This window comes from Asanoa hainanensis (assembly GCF_900188485.1).
Taxonomy (GTDB): Bacteria; Actinomycetota; Actinomycetes; order Mycobacteriales; family Micromonosporaceae; genus Asanoa; species Asanoa hainanensis.
Genome location: NZ_FZPH01000003.1, coordinates 208,580 through 227,371, shown reverse-complemented (window position 1 = coordinate 227,371; position 18,792 = coordinate 208,580). Strand labels below are relative to the sequence as shown.

General features: G+C 70.1%; 17 protein-coding genes. 12 read left to right on the top strand and 5 right to left on the bottom strand.

Annotation, left to right across the window (positions count from 1 at the left end):
- The first annotated feature begins 109 nt into the window (after positions 1-109).
- A complete protein-coding gene (locus tag CHC05_RS08605) occupies positions 110-931 on the top strand; it encodes an SAM-dependent methyltransferase (protein WP_089246567.1) in 822 nt (273 codons plus the stop codon).
- A 1-nt stretch (position 932) separates the two neighbouring features.
- Here the strand turns inward: CHC05_RS08605 and CHC05_RS08600 are convergent, their stop codons facing one another.
- Positions 933-1,778 carry an SDR family oxidoreductase gene (locus CHC05_RS08600; protein WP_089246565.1) on the bottom strand — a complete coding sequence of 282 codons (846 nt, stop codon included), beginning with the start codon at positions 1,776-1,778 and terminating at the stop codon, positions 933-935.
- A 52-nt stretch (positions 1,779-1,830) separates the two neighbouring features.
- Between CHC05_RS08600 and CHC05_RS43000 the strand changes: the two genes are divergently transcribed.
- Positions 1,831-2,301, top strand: coding sequence for a MarR family winged helix-turn-helix transcriptional regulator (locus tag CHC05_RS43000; RefSeq protein ID WP_089246563.1), 471 nt, complete (start codon positions 1,831-1,833; stop codon positions 2,299-2,301).
- Here the strand turns inward: CHC05_RS43000 and CHC05_RS08590 are convergent.
- Positions 2,298-2,555, bottom strand: a complete 258-nt coding sequence (locus CHC05_RS08590; RefSeq protein WP_089246561.1) for a type B 50S ribosomal protein L31 — start codon at positions 2,553-2,555, stop codon at positions 2,298-2,300. The two genes, CHC05_RS43000 and CHC05_RS08590, sit on opposite strands and share 4 nt — an antisense overlap.
- Before the next feature lie 85 nt (positions 2,556-2,640).
- Between CHC05_RS08590 and CHC05_RS08585 the strand changes: the two genes are divergently transcribed.
- Positions 2,641-3,138 carry a GNAT family N-acetyltransferase gene (locus tag CHC05_RS08585; protein WP_089246559.1) on the top strand — a complete coding sequence of 166 codons (498 nt, stop codon included), beginning with the start codon at positions 2,641-2,643 and terminating at the stop codon, positions 3,136-3,138.
- A 16-nt stretch (positions 3,139-3,154) separates the two neighbouring features.
- On the opposite strand, the gene CHC05_RS08580 is transcribed toward CHC05_RS08585, so the two are convergent.
- Entirely contained in the window at positions 3,155-3,919 is a 765-nt protein-coding gene (locus tag CHC05_RS08580) for an SDR family NAD(P)-dependent oxidoreductase (RefSeq protein ID WP_089246557.1), read from the bottom strand.
- A gap of 111 nt (positions 3,920-4,030) precedes the next feature.
- Between CHC05_RS08580 and CHC05_RS08575 the strand changes: the two genes are divergently transcribed.
- Positions 4,031-4,309 carry an ArsR/SmtB family transcription factor gene (locus CHC05_RS08575; RefSeq protein ID WP_089246555.1) on the top strand — a complete coding sequence of 93 codons (279 nt, stop codon included), beginning with the start codon at positions 4,031-4,033 and terminating at the stop codon, positions 4,307-4,309.
- Positions 4,306-4,695: a VOC family protein gene (locus CHC05_RS08570; RefSeq protein WP_089246553.1), complete on the top strand. Its 390-nt coding sequence runs from the start codon at positions 4,306-4,308 to the stop codon at positions 4,693-4,695. Before CHC05_RS08575 ends, CHC05_RS08570 begins: the two co-directional genes overlap by 4 nt.
- A 67-nt stretch (positions 4,696-4,762) precedes the next feature.
- Here the strand turns inward: CHC05_RS08570 and CHC05_RS08565 are convergent, their stop codons facing one another.
- Positions 4,763-6,091 (bottom strand): hypothetical protein, encoded by a 1,329-nt coding sequence (locus CHC05_RS08565; RefSeq protein ID WP_089246551.1) that lies wholly within the window; start codon positions 6,089-6,091, stop codon positions 4,763-4,765.
- A 351-nt stretch (positions 6,092-6,442) separates the two neighbouring features.
- Here CHC05_RS08565 and CHC05_RS08560 point away from each other — a divergent pair, with 351 nt between their 5' ends.
- The 5 genes from CHC05_RS08560 (at position 6,443) to dhaK (ending at position 11,503) form a co-directional block, all read left to right on the top strand.
- A complete protein-coding gene (locus tag CHC05_RS08560; protein WP_179266100.1) occupies positions 6,443-8,149 on the top strand; it encodes a GAF domain-containing protein in 1,707 nt (568 codons plus the stop codon).
- 71 nt (positions 8,150-8,220) lie between these two features.
- Positions 8,221-9,081 (top strand): class II fructose-bisphosphate aldolase, encoded by an 861-nt coding sequence (locus CHC05_RS08555; RefSeq protein ID WP_089246547.1) that lies wholly within the window; start codon positions 8,221-8,223, stop codon positions 9,079-9,081.
- Positions 9,078-9,857, top strand: coding sequence for an HAD-IA family hydrolase (locus CHC05_RS08550; RefSeq protein ID WP_089247457.1), 780 nt, complete (start codon positions 9,078-9,080; stop codon positions 9,855-9,857). The genes CHC05_RS08555 and CHC05_RS08550 overlap by 4 nt, the downstream gene beginning before the upstream one ends.
- Positions 9,854-10,489 (top strand): dihydroxyacetone kinase subunit DhaL, encoded by a 636-nt coding sequence (gene dhaL / locus CHC05_RS08545; RefSeq protein ID WP_089246545.1) that lies wholly within the window; start codon positions 9,854-9,856, stop codon positions 10,487-10,489. Before CHC05_RS08550 ends, dhaL begins: the two co-directional genes overlap by 4 nt.
- Before the next feature lie 18 nt (positions 10,490-10,507).
- A complete protein-coding gene (gene dhaK, locus CHC05_RS08540) occupies positions 10,508-11,503 on the top strand; it encodes a dihydroxyacetone kinase subunit DhaK (RefSeq protein WP_089246544.1) in 996 nt (331 codons plus the stop codon).
- Between the two features lie 10 nt (positions 11,504-11,513).
- On the opposite strand, the gene CHC05_RS08535 is transcribed toward dhaK, so the two are convergent.
- Positions 11,514-11,819, bottom strand: a complete 306-nt coding sequence (locus CHC05_RS08535) for a putative quinol monooxygenase (protein ID WP_089246542.1) — start codon at positions 11,817-11,819, stop codon at positions 11,514-11,516.
- Positions 11,820-11,915: 96 nt separating this feature from the next.
- Between CHC05_RS08535 and CHC05_RS08530 the strand changes: the two genes are divergently transcribed.
- Entirely contained in the window at positions 11,916-12,422 is a 507-nt protein-coding gene (locus tag CHC05_RS08530) for a winged helix-turn-helix transcriptional regulator (protein ID WP_089246540.1), read from the top strand.
- Between the two features lie 115 nt (positions 12,423-12,537).
- Positions 12,538-18,732: a metallophosphoesterase gene (locus tag CHC05_RS08525; RefSeq protein WP_089246538.1), complete on the top strand. Its 6,195-nt coding sequence runs from the start codon at positions 12,538-12,540 to the stop codon at positions 18,730-18,732.
- The last annotated feature ends 60 nt before the right edge of the window (positions 18,733-18,792 follow it).

Below are 18,792 nucleotides of genomic sequence, written 5' to 3'. Positions count from 1 at the left end.
CCCGCGCCCGACCGCCTCACTCTCACGACGGAGACGGGTGGGCGGGCTGTGCTTCGGGGTAGGAGTGACTACATTGGTCACTGTTGTCCGAAGAGGGGGAGGGGCGTCGATGTCTCAGGAATCGGCGGAGTCGGAGTGGGCGCCACCGGGGATCGACGTCACGATGCCGCACTCCGCGCGCATGTACGACTGGTGGATCGGCGGCAAGGACAACTTCGCGGCTGACCGGGCGATGGGCGCCGCGTTCGTCGAGGCCATTCCGAGCATCCGCACGATGGCCCGGGCCAACCGGGCGTTCATGCACCGGGTCGTGCGCTACCTGTCCGCGCAGGCGGGTGTCCACCAGTTCCTCGACATCGGCACGGGCATCCCGACCCGGCCCAACGTGCACGAGATCGCCGAGGAGGGCGGCGCCGAGACCCGCGTCGTCTATCTCGACAACGACCCGATCGTGCTGGCCCACGCCCGCGCGCTGCAGGTCAGCGGCGAGCACGGGCGCACCGCCTACATCGACGCCGACGTGCGCGAGCCCGAGAAGATCCTCGCCCACCCGGAGCTGCGCGACACCCTCGACCTCGACCAGCCGGTCGGGCTGCTGTTGATCGCGATCCTGATGCTGCTCGAGGACTCGGACGACCCGTACGGCGTCGTGCGGACCCTGCTCGACGCCCTGCCGTCCGGCAGCTACGTCGCGATCAGCCACCCGGGTCAGGATTTCGACCCGGAGGCGATGGCCGCCGTGGTCGGCGCGGCCACCCGGGGCGGGATCACCCTGGTGCCCCGCGAGCGCGACCAGGTCAGCCGGTTCTTCTCCGGCTGGGACCTGGTCGAGCCCGGCGTGGTGCCCGTGCTGTCCTGGCGGCCCGAGGGCCCACCCCCCGAGGACCCGCGCGCCGCCTACTACTGGGCCGGGCTGGCCCGCAAGCCGTAGGTCAGTCCCGGGCGAGCTGCTCGCGGTGGTCGCGGGCGAACGCCGCCAGGCTGCGCGGCTGCCGCCCGACGACGCTGGCGACGTGGTCGTTGGCGAAGTCGCCCCAACCGGCGCCGTACGCGACGCGGTACTCGGCCAGCACCTCGGACATCCAGCGGTCGATGCCGTACGCCAGAAGGCGCGCCAAGGTCTCCTCCGGGCTGTCCGACACGTAGCGCACCGGCCGGTCGAGCGTCCGCCCGAACTCCTCCGCCACCTCGTAGAGCGAGAGGCTCTCCGGGCCGGTCAGCGTGTAGATCTTGCCCGTGTGCGGCTCCGGCCGCTGCAGGATCTCGGCCGCCACCGCCGCGATGTCGCGGATGTCGATGAAGCCGACCTTGCTCTCGCCGATGAGGCCGTTGAGCTCGCCGTCTCCGACCGAGCCGAACAGGTTCTGCATGAAGTGGCTGGGGCGCAGGATGGTCCAGGGTATGCCCGAGTTCTGCAACTCGACGTCGGAGAGCGCGTGCAGCCGCCCGTTGCGGGTGGGCGCGTCGAACGCGGCTCCGATCGCGGACATCCGGACGATGTGCTTCACGCCGGCCTGCTTGGCCGCCCACACGGCGTTCATGCTCTGGCTCGGCGCCATCGGGCCCATCGCGTTGAGCAGCCACACCGTGCGGATTCCCGCGAACGCCGGGCCCAGCGTGTCGGGGTGGTCGAGGTCGCCGACCACGTACTCGACGCCGTCCAGGTCGGTGGCCCGGGACTTGTCGCGGACCAGGGCCCGCACGGGGGTCTTGCCGGCCAGCTCCCGGATTACCTCCCGGGACACGGCGCCGTTCGCTCCAGTGATCAGAATGGTCATGGCGAATACGGTATAGTCCAAACCTGTGACCGTCCAATGATTGGACCAAAGTATGAACCGAAGCACACGCAAAGAGCGGGAGCCCGACCTCGGGATCCTGGCCGTCCAACTGTCGGCCCGGGTCCAGCGGCAGATCTTCGCCCGCGCGGCCGCCCAGGGCTTCGCCGACGCCCGCCCCCGGCACGGCGCCGTGCTCGCCTACCTGGACGCGAACGGCACCCGGCCGGGTGAACTGGCCCGGTTGGCCGGGCGCAACAAGCAGACGATGGGCGCGATCGTGGACGAGCTCGAACGGCTGGGCTACGTGCGCCGGGAGCCCGACCCGGCCGACCGCCGGGCGAAGCTGATCGTGCCGACCGAGCGCGGCCTGCGGTTCATGGAGGTCACCGACGACCTGGTCGGCGAGATCGAGCGCGACCTGGCCGCCACGCTGGGTGCCGACACCTACCGCGCGTTCCGGGCCGCCCTGCACGACGGCGTGGCCAGCCTGCCGGCCGGCGGCGCCGACACCGCCGACGCCTAGGACTGGTTCTTGCGGTCCCCGTACCTCCGGCGGAACTTCTCGATCTGACCCGCGCTGTCCAGGACCCGCTGGCGGCCGGTCCAGAACGGGTGGCTCGCGGAGGAGATCTCGACGTCGATCACCGGGTACGTGTTCCCGTCGGTCCACTCGATCGTCTTGTCGCTGGTCTCGGTGGACCGGGTCAGGATCGCGAAGTCCGCGCCGCGATCGCGGAAGACCACCGGTTGGTACTTCGGGTGAGTATTGGGCTTCACTGTCACTCCTTGGGCGGTTCCGGGCCTCTCGACCAGCCCGTCATCTACCCGCGACCGCCGGAATCCCACGTGCGATGGTGTCCCGATGAACGAACCCACCGTCCGCCTCGTGCCGTGGTCCGCCGCCGACCTGCCCCTGCTGCGCCGGATCAACACCCCGGAGATGCGCGCGCACGTCGGCGGTGCCGAGACCGAGGAGCAGGTGCTGGCGCGCCACCAGCGCTACCTCGCCCTCGAGAACGGCTGGATGTTCCGGGTGGAGCTGCCCAGCGGCGAGGCGGCCGGCAGCGTCGCCTTCTGGAGCCGGGTGTGGCACGACGAGCCCGTGTACGAGTCGGGCTGGGACGTCCTGCCGGAGTTCCAGGGCCAGGGCATCGCGAGCGCGGCCGTGCGGGCGGTGCTGGCGGCCGCCCGGGAGGACGGCCGGCACCGGTGGCTCCACGCGTTCCCGAGCGTGGCGAACGCGCCGTCGAACGCGGTCTGCCGCAAGGCCAGCTTCACCCTCGTCGGCGAGACGGAGTTCGAGTATCCGCCGGGCCGCTTCATGCGCAGCAACGACTGGCGCTACGACCTCACGGCCTGACCACACTGGACGGTCCTCAGAGGTGCATTCCGCCGGAGGCCTCGATGCGTTGGCCGCTGACCCAGCGGTTGTCGGCGCGCAGCAGGGCGGCGATCGCGCCGCCCGCGTCGTCCGCGACCGCGATGCGGCCCAGCGCGGTCAGGCCGGCGATGTGCTCCTGGACGTGCGGGTTGTCGCGCAGCAGGCCGCCGCTGAAGTCGGTGGCGACCGCGCCCGGTGCGACGGTGTTGACGCGGATGCCGCGCCGGCCGAGGTCCTGGGCGAGATAGCGGGTGAGCACTTCGACGGCGCCCTTGGCCGCGCTGTAGACGATGCGCTCCGGCACGTAGAACCGGGTCATCGCGGACGAGACGTTGACGATGGCGCCGTTGTCGGCCAGGAGGCCCGAGAGCTTCTGGGTGAGGAAGAAGACGCCCTTGAAGTAGACGTTCACGACCCGGTCGAAGTTCTCCTCGGTCACGTTGCCGAACGACATCGGGATCTGCATGCCGGCGTTGTTGACCAGGTAGTCGAAGGTGTCCCGGTCCCAGGTCCGCCGCAGCGCGTCGGTCACCGACGCCACGAAGCCGTCGAACGACTCGACCGCACCGGCGTCGAGCTCCAGCGCCACGGCGGTGCCACCGAGCTCAGCGATCTCCTGGACCACCAGCGCGGCCTCTTCGGGGTGCGAACGGTAGGTCAGGATGACGTCGACGCCTTCGCGGGCCAGGTGGAGCGCGGTGCTGCGCCCGATGCCCCTGTTGCCGCCGGTGATCAGTGCGATCTGGGTTGAGTTAGCCATGGCGTCCACTGTCCGGGCCACGGCGGGCGGAGCCAGTGCCTGCTGTCCCTAGGAGTGGCAGGACCAGTCGGGCATTGACAGGCAAGCAGTCACTTGCATAACGTGCGGGGCGTGGGTGACGTCTTCAAGGCCCTGGCCGATCCCACGCGGCGCACGATCCTCGACGAGCTGACCGACCGCGACGGCCAGACGCTCTTCGAGATCTGCGCGCGCCTGGCGTCCAAGCACGGGCTCGGCTCGTCGCGGCAGGCCATCTCGCAGCACCTCGACCTCCTCGAGGCCGCGGGTCTGGTCGAGACCCGCCGCGAGGGCCGCTACAAGTTTCACTACATCAACACCACGCCGCTCGAACCGATCGTGCGGCGGTGGCTGACGAAGGGACCGACATGAGGATCAACCTGGCCAGCGTCCTGGTCGACGACCAGAAAAAGGCGCTGCGGTTCTACACCGAGATCCTCGGGTTCAGGGAGAAGACCAACGTGCCGCTCGGCGAGCACGCGTGGATCACCGTGGTGTCGCCGGAAGACCCGGACGGCACCGAGCTCGTCCTCGAACCCGACGAGCACCCGGCGGTCAAGCCGTTCAAGAGCGCGCTGGTCGCGGACGGCATCCCGTTCACGTCGTTCGCCGTCGGCGACGTCCGGGCGGAGCACGAACGGCTGCGCGGGCTGGGAGTGCACTTCACCCAGGAGCCCACCGAGATGGGCCCCGTGACCACCGCGGTCCTCGACGACACCTGCGGCAACCTGATCCAGATCGCCCAGCTGAACGGCTGACTGGCCAACGGGAAAGGCCCCGCCCCGGGCGAACCCGGGACGGGGCCTTTCGCGTGTGCTGGGACCGTCAGCGGGTGCTGGCGGCGAGCTTGCCGCCGACCTGGCCGCTGATCTGCGGCAGGCCCTTGGCGCGAGCGGTCCCGGTCGGCGCGATGTATTCGAAGAGGCCGCCCATGTCGGCGACGACGTCGATCTGCCCACCGTTGTTGTAGATCAGGAAATCGTTGGTGGTGGAGAGTGCCGCGATGGTGCCGTTGGACACCGTCTCACCCTTGAAGGGGTTGAGGGTGCTCACCGGCGGACGCGGGTTCTCCGGGTACACCGTCAGGTAGGTGTTGGCCGTCGGTGCCACCGCCGTGACGTTGAGCGAAAGCGCCATTGTCTCGGGGGTGATGGTCGACGGAGCCGGAACGGTGCGGGTGCCGACACCGATCGGGGCACCCGGGCGGGTGTCGAGAATCCGCTGCGGGGTGATCGGCTTGAACGTCAGGCCATCGACGGTGTCGTTGAAGTAGTAACCGTAGATGTCGACGAGCCAGTGCGTGTTGGTGCTGGTGTAGACGCCGAACATCGGCAGCCGCGGGTCCGCGCAGAAGTCGCACGGCGCGACCGGCACGGTGGCGCTGTTGGGCCAGATGCCGCCCTTGCCGTAGTTGAGTGCGGAGACGCCAACCGGCGGCTCGCCCGAACCGTTCCAGGTGGTCAGGTAACCGCTGCTGGCCGGGTTGACCGCGGTGAGGTTCATCGCGATCGCCGTGACGGCCTCGTTGAGCGGGTGGTCGTCGCCGAACGTGATCGCGTACTGGATCCAGCCGGTCGAGGGCACCGGCGGCGCTCCACCCAGGCGGGTGTCGTCGAGCCGCCACGGGCCGACGCCGTCCGGGAGGTAGACGCTGCCGACCGGACCAGCCGCGTCGCCGTTGTAGTAGCCGGCGACGTCGGCGACGATGTGCGTGCCGAGGCTGCTCTGGAAGATGTTGACGAAACCGCTCGCGCCGACGGCGACGGTGACCGTGTTGGCCCGCGTCACCCCCTTGGCGAAGCTGATGGAGGCGGCGGTCGGACGCGTGGCGCCGTCCGGGTAGGCGGTGAGGTATCCGTTGCCGAGGCTGCCGGTGACCGTCAGGTTGAGGATGACGGCCGAGACGCCCGACGCGGGCACGCCACCACGGCCGGCGACCTGGAGGTGGACGGTCTTGCCCGCGGTGACGATGCCCGTGGGGGCGCCGTTGCCGTGCCGGGTGTCGAGGATCCGGCTCGGTGCGAGCGGCGTGTAGGTGCCGACCGCCGTCGCTGCTGCCGCCGCCGAAGCGGGGGACGCCAGGACGTAGACGGAGCCGGTGACAGCGAACGCGGCCGCTGCCGTGCCGGCGAGGACTGTGCGCAGTATGCGCATTGATCACCCCGTGTGACTGGACGTAAAGATGGGATTGGGAGGGCATCGATACCAGACCACCTCACGGTGTCTGGCGCAAGGCCGTAACGCGAGGTTCGGCCGAACTGTTGTGATCATCGACCAAACGGATAGCCGTGGCAACGAATCTATCGACCTGATGTGCCCCGTCGTGATGTTGACCACTGTGGACAGGTCGAGTTCGCGCCTGGCTGGGCCTTCGCCGGCATTGTGTGACCTGTGCCGTTTCGGTTGACCGTGCGCCCGTCTGGGATGACGATCGAGGTGCCGGCTCGGATGTTCGCGAGGCATGCCCCAGTTGCCGAAGGTGCTGCGGGTGGGGGAGGTGGCGACGTGAAGGACGCGCTGCACGCGGCCGCCGAAGATCTGGCCGGGGAGCTGGGATCGCGCCCGTTGCTGGAGCGAATCCTGCGCCGCTGCACCGATTTGCTCGAGTGCGACGCCGGATCGATCTCCAGCGTCGACGAACTGGCCGGCACCTACCGCAAAGAGGCCGACGTCGGGGTCAACTGCCAGTCCGGCCGGGTGTTTCCGTTGACGGAGGGCATGACGGGCGAGGTGGTGCGCCGCCGCGGCCCGGTCAGATTCGACCGGTACGCCGAGGTGGCGGGCGGCCATCTGCCCGACTCCGACCCGGCCAGGTCGCACGGTGTGATCGGGGTGCCGATCGAATGGCGGGGCCGGATCATCGGCGCCTGCGTGGTGTTCGGCCGCGACGATCACCGGGTCTTCACGGAGGCGGACGCCGACCTGCTGCGCGGGTTCGCCCGGTACGCCGCGGTGGCAATGGTCAACGCCGACTCACACGAGGCCGCGGAGGAACGCGCGCGCCTGCAGGCGGCCGGCGCCGAGCGCGAGCGGCTCCTCGTCGAGGTGCAGGGCCTGCTGGCCAAGGGTCTCGTCGATCTGACCGCCGAGCTCGACCAGGCCGAGCGGTACGCGCCGGAAAGGGTCACCGGGTATCTGCGGCGGGCCCGGGCCGAGGCGGAGAACACGATGACCGCGGTGCGGCTGTCGCTCGGTGCCGCCGGCCATTCGCCGTTGGAGGGCCGGACGCTGGAGGACGCGCTGCGGGCCGAGCTCGGCTGGGCGCACCGGGCGCGCGGCGCCGACGTGCGGCTGGTGGTCGCCGGAGCGCCGGTGCCGCTGGATCGCGGTTTGGCCGAACACGTGCTGAGCGTGGCGCAGGAGGCGGTGTCCAACATCGTGCGGCATTCGGGCGCGTCGACGATCCGGCTGGGCCTGGTCTACAACTCGGCCGCGCTGACGCTGCTCGTGCAGGACGACGGGCAGGGTTTCGTGCTCGACTCCGGCGACCAGCGCGCCGGGGTCGGCCTGCGCCGCATGGTCGAGCTGACCGGCAGCGTCGGCGGGTCGGCCACGGTCGAGTCCGTGCCCGGCTGGGGAACCAGCGTGCGGGCCTCCTTTCCTTACCAGCGCACGGCAAGCACCGACGACGAACGGATCGAGGTGCTCGTCGTGGCGGCCCGTCCGCTGCTGCGGGCCGGGATCTCCCGCCTGTTGGCCTGGTCCGGTCCGAGCGTGGCCGTGGTGGGCGAGGCCGCCGACGGAGCCGCGATCGCGGCCGCCCGCCCCGCCGTCGTCGTGGTGGGCCCGGATCTCGACGGCCAGGGCGAGCTGATCAGGAAGGCGGGCGTCGCGGTGGTCGCGATGTGCGCCGCCGGTGACCACCACGCGGTCGCCGAGGCGCTGCTCGCCGGCGCGCACTGCTGCGTCGAGACCACCGCGGACGGGCCGACCCTGGCCCGGGCGGTGGTGGCCGCTTCGCGCGGGGAGTCCCTGGTATCCGACAGCGGCGTCTGGGCCGGGCGGCTGTCCAGCGAGCCCAACCCGGCCGGCCTGACCGCCCGGGAGTTGGAGGTGTACGCCCTGGTCAGCCAGGGTCTCTCCGACAAGATGATCGCAGCCCGGCTGGGCATCGCGGCCAAGACCGTTGGCAAGCACGTCGGCGCGGTGCTCCGCAAGACCGGTTCGCGCGGCCGCGCCGAGCTCATCGCGCGCGGGCTGCCCGCGGGGTAGGCAGGTTACCCATGCCGGGCGGGTACTTTCCCTGATGCCGCCGGCACCGTGGCGCTTCTAGCGTTCGGCACATGGGTGTGGTGCCGCTCAAGGAGATCGTCGACCGGGCGCAGCGCGACCGGTACGGCGTGGCCGCGATCAACATCGTCAACGACCTGACGCTGGAAAGCGTACTCGCGGCGGCGGTCGAACGGCGCTCACCGATCATCGTCCAAACCTCGGTGAAGACCGTGAAGTCCATCGGGTCCGACGTGCTGATGGCGATGTGGCGCGCGATGACGGCCGGCATCGAGGTGCCGGTCTGCCTCCACCTCGACCACTGCCCGGAGCGGGCCGTGATCACCGAGTGCCTCGACAAGGGCTGGAACTCGGTGCTGTTCGACGCATCGACCATGCCGGTCGAGGAGAACCTGCGCCAGACCATCGAGGTGGTCGCCGAGGCGCGCGCGCACGGCGCCCATGTCGAGGGCGAGATCGAGGCGATCAAGGGCGTCGAGGACGACGTGGGCAGCGACGAGGAGTCCCGGCGGCAGTCGCTGGAGGTCTCGGTGCACTTCGTCGAGACGTCCGGCGTCGACGTGTTCGCGCCATCGATTGGCAACGCGCACGGCGTCTACTCGGCCGAGCCTCACCTCGACGGCCAGCGCGTCACCGACATCGTCGCGGCGACCGGCGTGCCGATCGCGCTGCACGGCGGCACAGGCATGACCGACGAGCAGTTCACCGACCTGATCGCCCGCGGTTGCGCGAAGGTCAACGTGTCCACCGCGCTGAAGGTGACCTACATGCAGTCGAACCTGGCTTTCCTGCGGGAGACCGAAGAGCGCGGGAAGTGGGACCCGCCGTCGCTGTTCCGGCACGTCTCGGCGGACGTCACCGCGATGGCCGCCGGCTACGTCGACCGCTTCGGCAGCGCGGGGCGGGCGTGGTGACCGCCCTGGTGTTCGACTGCGACGGCGTCCTCGCCGACACCGAGCGGTTCGGGCACCTGCCAGCGTTCAACCAGACATTCGAGGAGTTCGGCCTGCCGGTGCGGTGGGACGAGGAGGAGTACGGCCGGCGGCTCGCCATCGGTGGCGGCAAGGAGCGCATGAAGAGCCTGCTGACTCCCGAGTTCGTCGCCGAGGCCGGCCTGCCGACCGACGCGGCCGGGCAGGCCGAGGCCGTCGCCGCCTGGCACCGCCGCAAGACCCAGATCTACACCGCCATGGTCCAGGCGGGGAAACTGCCGGCCCGCCCCGGGATCGCCCGCGTCGTCGAGGAGGCGTTCGCCGCGGACTGGCCGTTAGCGGTGGCGTCCACATCGGCCGAGCCTTCCGTGCGCGCCGTGCTGGAGCACGCCGTCGGGCCGGACCGGGCGCGCGACTTCACGGTGCTGGCCGGCGACGTCGTGCCGCACAAGAAGCCGGCGCCCGACATCTACCTGCTGACCCTCGACCGGCTCGGGCTCGCGGCGAACCAGGCCGTCGTCGTGGAGGACTCGCAGAACGGCCTGGAGGCTGCGAAGGCGGCCGGGATCGCCTGCGTGGTCACGGTCAACGGCTACACCGCCGACGAGGACTTCACCGGGGCCGCGTTCGTCGTCGACTCGCTCGGTGAGCCGGGCGCCGAACCGATCACGGTGCTGGCCAACCACAGCCCGGCGCGGCCCGGCACGTACGTGACGCTGGCCGACCTCGCGGCCGTCTTCGAAGGGGACAGGGGATGACCGACTACCCGCTCGGCCAGGTGGAGTTCGTGGTGCGGACGATCGCGGACACCGCCGTGGCGAACGAGAAGTACTTCGGCGACCTCGACGCGGTCGTCGGTGACGGCGACTTCGGCTACTCGCTGGCCCGCGGCTTCGAGCTCGTCATCCGGGACTGGGACGACTTCGACCGCACCGACCCGGCCACCTTCCTGCGCAAGGTCGCCGTCGTCATCACCAGCCGGATCGGCGGCACCTCAGGACCGTTGTGGGGCACCGCCTTCCTGCGCGCGGCCACCGCGGTGACCAGCAAGTCCGCAGTGGACGGACCGACCGCCGTCGCGATGCTGCGCGCGGCGAGCGAGGGCATCGCGACCCGGGGCAACGCGAGCCTCGGCGACAAGACCCTGCTCGACTCGCTCGTGCCGGCCACCGACGAGATCGAGCGCCAGATCGGGCTCGGCAGCGACGGGCCGACCACGGTGCGGGCCGCCGCGACGGTCGCCCGGTCCACCGCCGAGGAGACCGCCAAGCTCCAGGCCCGGCGCGGCCGCCAGAGCTACACGGGCGAGCGCAGCATCGGCAGCGTCGATCCCGGAGCGGTCGCCGTCGCCGTCATCTTCGAAGCCCTTGCCGACACCTGGGCCGTCTGACCTGAAGGGGGAGCCGCCATGAAGAAGTTCGTCAACGATCCCAACCAGTTCGTCCCCGAGATGCTCAAGGGCGTGGCCCTGGCGAACCCGGACACGCTGCGCTACGTGCCCGAGTACAACCTGATCATGAGGGTGGACGCGCCGAGCGACGACCGGGTCTCGCTCATCCAGGGCTCCGGCTCCGGTCACGAGCCCGCCCACGCGATGATCGTCGGCAAGGGCATGCTCGACGCCGCCTGCCCCGGCGACGTGTTCTCCGCGCCGCCCATGGACTACGTGCTGGAGACCAGCAAGATGCTCGCCTCGCCGAAGGGCGTCCTGCACATCATCAACAACTACACGGGCGACCGGATGGCCTTCGACATGGGCAAGGAGCTCGCCGAGGCCGAGGGCGTCCAGATCAAGACGCTGCTGGTCGACGACGACGTGGCCGTCGCGGACTCCACGTACACGATCGGTCGGCGTGGCGTGGCGGGCAACTTCTTCGTCATCAAGGTGGTCGGCGCGGCCGCCGAGCAGGGCGCCGACATCGACGAGCTCGTGCGGCTCGGCGAGAAGGTCAACTCGGTCACCCGGACCATGGGCATGGCGCTCACCTCGTGCACGCCGCCGGCCAAGGGCACGCCGCTGTTCGACCTGGGCGCCGACGAGATGGAGATGGGCGTCGGGATCCACGGCGAGCCGGGCCGCCGCCGCGAGAAGCTCGCCGATGCCAACACCATCGTCGACGAGCTGCTGGAAGCCGTGGTGACCGACCTGCCGTACGAGAAGGGTGACGACGTCGCTCTGATGATCAACGGCCTCGGCGGTACGCCGATCGGCGAGCTGTACATCCTGTACGGCCGGGCCTTCGAACAGCTCGAGGCCCGCGGCATCCACGTGCGCCGCAACTACGTCGGCGAGTACTGCACCTCGCTCGACATGGCCGGCGCGTCGCTGACCCTCGTCAAGCTCGACGACGAGATCGTCAACGGGCTGTCCGCGCCGGCCGACATCGCGATCCGCACGTTCTGAGCGGCGCGGCCTAGACGGCGGCCTTGTCGCCCACGAGGTTGCCCCGCATCAGCCAGTTCGGCCCCTGCGCGTAGGTGCTCGCCTCGGCGAAGAACGCACCGAAGTAGGGGCCGCTGGCGTGGGTGTCGAACGCCTCGGCGTCCGTGTAGACCTCGTTCAGGTAGAAGAGGTTCGGGTCCTGCTCGTCGGCGATCACCTCGAACCGCTGGGAGCCGGGCTCGTTCGCGAGCGAGTCCTGCGCGGTCTTGCGAGCCGCACGCACGAAGTCGTCGCGGTGCTCGGGCTGGACGGTGAAGGAAACGAGGAACTGGTACATCGCCACATCCTCCTCAGGTGCGTCAGTTCAATGAATGAACTCATCTAGCCTAGCAGTCTGGTTCAGTGAATGAACCGGAACGGGTAAGCTGGTCGCATGGTTTTGCCCAGCACCTATGCGGACCGCAACTGCTCACTCGCGCGCGCCCTGGAGGTCGTCGGAGAGCGGTGGACGCTGCTGATCGTCCGGGACGCGTTCTACGGCGTGCGCCGGTTCGGTGACTTCGCCACGCAGCTCGGCATTCCCCGCGCCAGCCTGACCAGCAGGCTCAAGGCACTGGTCGAGGAGGGCGTGCTCGAGCGGGACGCCGACGGATACCAGCTGACCCCCAAGGGCGTCGCTCTCTGGCCGACCGTACGCGCCCTGATGGCCTGGGGCGACGAGTTCTACTCGCCGGCCGGGGTGCGGCGGGCGCTGCTCCACGACGAGGACGGTGGCCCGCTCGACGCCGAGGGACGCTGCGAGCGGTGCGGTTCGGTGGTCGGTGTCCCGGATACCCGGATCCAGCCCGGCCCCGGGTTCCAACCGACCGCGACGAATCCCGATCTCGTGTCGCAGGCGATGAACCAGCCACGCCGCCTGCTCGACCCCATCAAGCTCTGAGAGTCGCGACGCGTACGTGTCGATGATCATGAAATTACGTTTGTTCTTCTTCTGCTCACCATTTCGTTGATCGCTGCGGATCTACTCCCCCGAGAACTTTCGCGAGGGGGACCTGATGGTGAAGTCGGTGGCGGGGGCCGTCGTCCTGGTGTTGGCGGCGGTGGGGCTGGTGTCACCATCGGTGCTCGCGGCGCACCAGGATCCGGCGCACCCGAAGTATCTGGGCAAGACGTTCTACACCGGTGAGTTCCACGCGCACACGTCGGTCAGCGACGGCGTGGAAATGCCGCAGGACGCGTTCGACTACGTGCGCGGCCAGACCGACGCCGACTTCGTCACGCTGTCCGAGCACGACGTCATGTGGGACCTGCGCACCGGCGAGGACTTCCTCGACGACTGGCGCGACGCCGACTCGACCGAGTGGCGGACGGTGCACCAGCAGGCCATCGCCTTCAACAAGAGCCAGCAGGACCTGGTGGCCGTCCCGGCGATCGAGAACACCTGGTACGACGGCACCGGGCACATCAACGTCTTCAACACCGACTGGCACGCCACCGCCCGCGCGACGGAGAAGGGCAGCATCGACGGGTTCGCCAACTCGTTCGGCACCGGCGACCTGAAGTACGACATGCCGACGTTCTTCGCCCGGCTCAAGCTCGACCCGGACGCGATCGCGCAGTTCAACCACCCGAGCACGACCTCGAAGGGCAACTTCTTCGGGTTCAAGGGGCTAGACCCGACGGTGGACGACCGGATCGACCTCATCGAAGTGAAGACCGACGGCCAGTTCGCCCAGTTCCAGCAGGCGCTGGACGTCGGCTGGCACCTCGGCCCCGTCTGGAACGGCGACGAGCACACCGCCAACTGGGTCAAGAGCAACCCCGCGATCACCGGCGTCTGGGCGAAGAGCCACTCCCTGAGCGGGCTGTACGCGGCGATGCGGGACCGCAGCGTCTTCAGCACGCTGGACGTCAACTCGATCCTGGGCTTCAGCGCGGACGACCACCTGATGGGCTCGATCCTGCCCGCGACCAAGACGTCGACCTCGTTCGACGTCTGGCTGACCGACCCGGACGCGAGCGACTCGTTCACGTCGGTGCGGCTCTACACGAACCACGGCCAGGTGGCGCACGCGTTCCCGGGCGTCAGCGGCAACAACGTGCACCTGACCCTGGACCAGCCGGTCGCGGACGGCGACTACTACTACGTCCGCGCGGACCAGGCCGACGGCGACTTCGTCGTCTCGGCCCCGATCTGGTTCGGCAAGAAGACTCGTGACGCGAACTACGCGCCGGTGATCACCGTCCAGGACCGGGTGCCGGACCACGCCGGGTACGGCCAGACGATCAAACTGCCCGCGGTCAGCGCGACCGACGACTCGGGGGTGACCCCGACGGTCTCCTACGAGGTCTACGACAGCGCCGGCCGGGTCCCCGTGACCGGCGGCGCCTTCCGGATCCGCAGCTACCAGGACCATTTCGTGGTGGTCAAGGCGACCGACGCGACCGGCAGCACCAACGCGGAGCTGCTGCGCATCACCGTCGACCAGAAGAAGCTCGACCCGGCCGGGGTGTTCGCCTACTTCGGCAGCACGGCGGCGGTGTCCGAGCGTCCCGGCGGTGCCGGCGTCGCGGTGACCACCGACCGGAGCATCGGCAAGGTGTACGCCCAGGTGCTGCCCGCCGGATCGCAGGACTGGTCCAAGGCGCAGGTGCGCACGTCGACGAACGACCGGGCGTACGAGGTCAACACGATCGGCAACGACGAGCCGGAGTACCAGCACTCGATCACCGGGCAGGCGTTGCGCAGCCACGAGTTCGACGTCGCGGACCTGCGCGGCGGGGAGCGTTACCAGTACCGCTTCGGCGTCGCGGTCAAGGGCCGCGCGCCGTCGCCCTCCGACGCCTCGGCCTGGACCGCGGTCAAGGGGCAGTTCGTCGCGGGCGGCACCGGGAACGAGCCGGTTTACGTCGTCGGCGACCTGCAGGCGACCACGCACGACGCGGCCGACCTCGGGCTGCTGCGCGGCGTGGTCGACCGGCTCAAGACGGAGCAGCCCGGCGGCGGCACCGTGCTCCAGCTCGGCGACCTGGTCGACAACGGCGGTCGCGGCCAGTACTGGGACGAGGTCGCGGACCACGTCTTCGACGGCTTGGACCTGCAGTACGCGCCGGTGGCGGGCAACCACGAGACCTACGGCGACCTGGACTACAACGCGTACTCGCCGGAGCGCACCGCGATCTTCTCCAACATGTTCGACACGCCGAAGAACGGCGTCATCGGCGAGAGCAACTACTCGTTCGACCGGGGCGACATCCACTTCTCGGTGCTCAACTCCAATGTGGATATGGACAAGCAGCTCGCGTGGTTGCGATCCGACGTCCGCGCGTCCACCCGCAGGTGGAACGTCGTCACCGGTCACTTCTCCTATTACGGAGGCGAGCACGGCAACGACGCGGGCCTGGCGGCCGACCGTCCAAAGGTGACGAAGGCGCTGCACGACCTCGGGGTGGACCTGTATATCGGCGCGCACGACCACGTCTACAAGCGGTCGACCATCTTCGACGGTCGCCTCGCGCGGAACCCCGACGAGGAGGCACGCGGCACCACGTTCGTCACGATGGGCTCCGCCGGCCCGAAGTTCTACGACAACACCGTCCACTGGTGGGACGACGTCGTCTTCGACGAGAACACCCAGGTCGGCGGCGTCCTGCGGGCCGACGGAGACGGGCTCACGATGAGCACCTACACGATCGACGGCCGGGTGGTCGACGCGTACACGGTGCACAAGCCGACCGGCGACTTCGAGCTGGCCACGACGGACATCGAGAACCGCGAGCTGCGTGGGGTCGGCTTCCGCAGCTACACCGGCAGCCGGGACACGCTGACCGTCGCCGCGGCGACGTACGACAACAGCCAGCAGCGGATGATCGAGCTCCGCACCGCCGACGTGAAGCTGGACCATCGGGGCGCCGAGCAGTTCGTCACCTTCGACAAGCCGCTGCCGGTCGCGCCGGGCGACACGGTCAAGGTGTTCGTCTGGGACAGCCTCGCCGGTGGCCGGTCGCTGATCCCGGCGGTCACGGTCCGCGAGGGCATCGCCGGCAACGGCACCGCCGCGGACCCGTACCTGATCAGGACGGCGGCCGACCTGCCGAAGATCGCCAACGATCCGGCCGGCGTCTACCAGCTCACCGCGGACCTCGACCTGACCGGCACCACCATGTCGCAGATCGGTCGCCTGGTCAGCTTCACCGGCGTCTTCGACGGCGCCGGCCACACCATCCGTGGCTACACCGCGCCGGCCGACGAGGGCTCCGGCCTGTTCGCCGACAACCACGGCACGATCCGGAACCTGTCGGTGGACGCCACCGTCAACGCCGCGAAAATCACGGCGGGCATCGTGGCCGACGTCAACCACGGCACGATCGAGCGGGTACGCACGTCCGGCTCGATCACCGCGACCGAGCGGGTCGGCGGCATCGTCGGCGACCACTACGGCACGCTCCGCGACAGCTACTCGACCGCCGCGGTCCACGCGACCAACGTCTACTCCGGCGGCCTGGTCGGCATCGCGCTCGGCGGATCCACGACCGAGAACGCGTACGCCAGCGGCGCGGTCATCGCCGACGCGCGCAACGCCGGTGGGGTGGTCAGCTACGGCTACGACGAGACCGTCGTGCAGCACGTCGTGGCGATCAATGCGGCCGTCACGGCACCGAGCTTCGCCCACGGCATCGTCGGTCGGGTGTTGGACGGCAACGTCGCCACGCTCACCGACAACCACACGAGCGCGGTCGTCCCGGTGAGCGTCCAGTCGCTGGCGGCGCCGCCGGCGGCGGACAACTGGAAGGGCGCCCTCGTGCCGGTGGCGCAGGTGCGCACGAAGGCCTTCTACGAGCAGCGCGGCTGGGACTTCGGCACCGTCTGGGACTGGAGCGAGACCGGCCTGCGTCCGGTGCTGCGCGCGGCGCGGGAGGACGTGGCGCCGATCGCGACGCCGTCGCTGCCGCGCGACGCCTCCGGTGCTTACATTGTGGACAGTGCGGCCGATCTGGCCCAGGTGGGCGAGTTCCCCGAGTACGACTTCGTGCTCGCCGCCGACCTCTCCCTGAAGGGGACCTCCTTCACGTCGCTGGGCGGGGCGCGCGCCTTCACCGGCTCGTTCGACGGCGCCGGCCACACCATCAGCGGGCTGACGTCGACCACCGGCGGGCTCTTCAACAACCTGAGCGGTTCGGTGCACGACCTCGGCATCGTCGACGCGACGGTCACGAAGTCGACCGCCAACAACGGGATCGTCGCCAACACCAACTCCGGGACGATCGAGCGGGTGTACGTGACGGGCACGATCAGCGGTGCCGGCTATGTCGGCGGCATCGCGGGCACGTCGGCGGGCACCATCCGGGACGCCTACTCGCGTGCCGACGTGACCGTCACCAGTGGACGCTATTCCGGCGGGATCGTCGGCGTGCCGGCCGCGGGCAGCGTCACCGAGCGCACGTATGCCACCGGGGCCATCGCGACCAACGCCAACGAGAGCGCCGGCGGCATCACCGGGTACTCGTACACGGGCACCGTGGTCCGGAACAACTTCGCGCTGAACCCGTCGGTGACCGCGAGCAACTACGGGCAGCGGGTGGTGGCCCGGACCTACGCGGGGCACACGCCCACGCTGGAGAACAACTACGCGGTGGAGACGCTGACGGCCGGGAAGCAGGCCGACACCACGGTCGGTGCCGCGACGCTGAACGGGTTGAGTCGCACGGTGTCCGAGGCGCGGACGCAGGACACGTGGGAGACCGGGCTCGGCTGGGACTTCACGGGCGTGTGGCAGTGGTCCGGCGACCGTCCCGTCCTGCGGTCGGTGCCCGAGCAGACCGTGACTCCGCCGACCGCGCCGGCGCTCGACCGGGACACCGACGGGCACTACCTGGTGCGCACGTCCGCCGACCTGGCGGAGGTCGCGGCCTGGCCGGCGGAGAAGTTCCGGCTCGCCGCGGACATCGCGGTCTCCGGTTCCGTCGGCGGCATCGGCGGTGCGACCGGGTTCACCGGCGAGCTCGACGGTGCCGGGCACGTGCTCACCGGCTTCACGTCGACCACGGGTGGCTTGTTCAGCACGATCGGCACCACCGGGAACGTGCACGACCTCGGCGTGGTCGACGCTTCGGTGACGAAGTCGGCCAATATCGCCGGCATTCTCGTGGACACCCATCGGGGCACGATCGAGCGGGTCTTCACGTCCGGTTCGGTCACCACCCCGTCGTACGCCGGCGGCATCGCGGGCACGTCGTTCGGGACGATCCGCGACGCGTACTCGACGGCGAGCGCGACGACCACGACCAGCAACTACGCCGGCGGGATCATCGGCGTGGCGGACAGCCCGAGCGTCACGGAGCGCGTCTACGCGACGGGCGCGGTCAAGGCGGGCGGCACCACGGCCGGTGGCCTCACCGGCTACGCCCGGGACAGCCGGACCGTGGTGCGGGACAGCTTCGCCCTCAACCCGACGGTGACCGCCGGGTCGCTCGCGCAGCGGGTGGTCGCCCGGTTCGCCAACGGTCAGACGGGGACGCTGGCCAACAACTTCGCGGTCGAGACGCTCGTGGCCGGCGTGCAGAGCAACCCGGCGACCGGGCCGGCGACCCTCAACGGGGAGACGCGCACGTCGGCCGAGGCGGGGACGCGGGCGACCTGGGAGTCGGGGCTGGGCTGGGACTTCGGCACGGTCTGGACGTGGGACGACACGGCTCACCGGCCGGTGCTCCGGAACGTGTCATCGCCCGTGGCCGCGCCCGCCGGTCTGGTGCTCGAAGCCGCGCCGGAGCTGGGGATCACGTCCGTCGGTCACGAGGCGGTGCTCGGTGCGGACGGCGTGGCGACGGTGACCGCACACCTGGGTTCGAAGGCCGGGGGTGCGCGGCTCAGCGTGCTGCTGCTCGACGGTGAGCGCATCGCGTACCTCAACGAGGCGGCGCTCGACTCCACCGGCGACGCGACGGTGCGCATCGCGGTGCCGACGTTGGCCAAGCTCACGATCGCGCTGGGCACGTCGGCCGGTACGCCGCGGTACGTGGCGCCGCTCGATCCCGCGCGCTCGGTCAAGATCACGGTCGACGGGCATCCGGTCGCGTTCACCGACGCGCACCAGACCGCGGGCAGCATCCTGGCGGCGGCCGGGGTCGACCCGGCTTCGTCCAACCTCGCCGAGCCCAAGGGTCCGTTGAAGCAGCAGGTCTACCCCGACAACCAGCTCATCGACCTCGAGGAAGGCGACGCGTACGTGACGGTGCGAACCGCGCGGTAGACGCTGGCGCCGGCAGGCGCCGCCGAGGCCTCACCGGCCCGGCGGCGCCTGTTTTTGTTG

Bases quoted from the DNA above. Each gene is read 5' to 3' on its own strand.
- CHC05_RS08605 (WP_089246567.1), top strand. From the start codon at position 110: ATGTCTCAGGAATCGGCGGAGTCGGAGTGGGCGCCACCGGGGATCGAC.
- CHC05_RS08600 (WP_089246565.1), bottom strand. From the start codon at position 1,778: ATGACCATTCTGATCACTGGAGCGAACGGCGCCGTGTCCCGGGAGGTA.
- CHC05_RS43000 (WP_089246563.1), top strand. From the start codon at position 1,831: ATGAACCGAAGCACACGCAAAGAGCGGGAGCCCGACCTCGGGATCCTG.
- CHC05_RS08585 (WP_089246559.1), top strand. From the start codon at position 2,641: ATGAACGAACCCACCGTCCGCCTCGTGCCGTGGTCCGCCGCCGACCTG.
- CHC05_RS08580 (WP_089246557.1), bottom strand. From the start codon at position 3,919: ATGGCTAACTCAACCCAGATCGCACTGATCACCGGCGGCAACAGGGGC.
- CHC05_RS08570 (WP_089246553.1), top strand. From the start codon at position 4,306: ATGAGGATCAACCTGGCCAGCGTCCTGGTCGACGACCAGAAAAAGGCG.
- CHC05_RS08565 (WP_089246551.1), bottom strand. From the start codon at position 6,091: ATGCGCATACTGCGCACAGTCCTCGCCGGCACGGCAGCGGCCGCGTTC.
- CHC05_RS08555 (WP_089246547.1), top strand. From the start codon at position 8,221: ATGGGTGTGGTGCCGCTCAAGGAGATCGTCGACCGGGCGCAGCGCGAC.
- dhaL (WP_089246545.1), top strand. From the start codon at position 9,854: ATGACCGACTACCCGCTCGGCCAGGTGGAGTTCGTGGTGCGGACGATC.
- dhaK (WP_089246544.1), top strand. From the start codon at position 10,508: ATGAAGAAGTTCGTCAACGATCCCAACCAGTTCGTCCCCGAGATGCTC.
- CHC05_RS08535 (WP_089246542.1), bottom strand. From the start codon at position 11,819: ATGTACCAGTTCCTCGTTTCCTTCACCGTCCAGCCCGAGCACCGCGAC.
- CHC05_RS08530 (WP_089246540.1), top strand. From the start codon at position 11,916: ATGGTTTTGCCCAGCACCTATGCGGACCGCAACTGCTCACTCGCGCGC.
- CHC05_RS08525 (WP_089246538.1), top strand. From the start codon at position 12,538: ATGGTGAAGTCGGTGGCGGGGGCCGTCGTCCTGGTGTTGGCGGCGGTG.